The organism is Streptomyces murinus, assembly GCF_002154555.1.
In the GTDB taxonomy this organism is placed as follows: Bacteria; Actinomycetota; Actinomycetes; order Streptomycetales; family Streptomycetaceae; genus Streptomyces; species Streptomyces murinus.
Genome location: NZ_MUNF01001087.1, coordinates 1 through 570 on the forward strand (window position 1 = coordinate 1; position 570 = coordinate 570).

Here is a 570-nt window from a genome sequence, read left to right on the forward strand (position 1 = left end):
CCGTCCACCCTCGGCGCCGGCCCCCGGTCGCCCTGCCCGCTCATGAACCGCTGACGCCCGCTTTCGAGCGTCGGCCGCCCCGTCTCACAGCTCCGCCTGTCCGCCGCCCTTCAGCGTCCGCAGGTCGAAGACCTTGGCCATCGTGGCGAAGCCGAGGTCGCTGGGGTGGAGATGGTCGCCCGAGTCGTAGTCGGGGCGCAGGCGGCGGGGGTCGTAGGGGTCGCGGAGGGCCTTGTCGAAGTCGGCGACCGCGTCGTACACCCGGCCCGCGCGGATCTCCGCGTTGATCTGCTGGCGTACGGCCTCCCGGGCGGGGGTCCAGCCCCGGTGGCCCTTGAACGGCATCAGGGTCGCCCCCACGACCTTCAGACCGCGCGCGTGGGCCTCGCGGACCAGGGTGCGCAGGCCGGCGAGGATGCGGTCGGGGCCGTCGAGGCGCGGGTCGCGCAGGATGTCGTTGATGCCGAGGTCGATGACGACGACCTTGACGTCGGTGCGGGAGAGCGCGTCCCGCCCGAAGCGGCCCAGCCCGCTCTGGTTCTCCGCGGGGCGGCCGAGCCCGTCGGCGAG

General features: G+C 74.4%; 1 protein-coding gene. It reads right to left on the minus strand.

All coding sequences use genetic code 11. From position 1 onward, the window contains the following. Nucleotides 1–84: 84 nt before the first annotated feature. Nucleotides 85–570 (minus strand): GDSL-type esterase/lipase family protein (locus CCN72_RS37810; protein ID WP_244174692.1); only part of this gene is annotated, 486 nt, incomplete at its 5' end.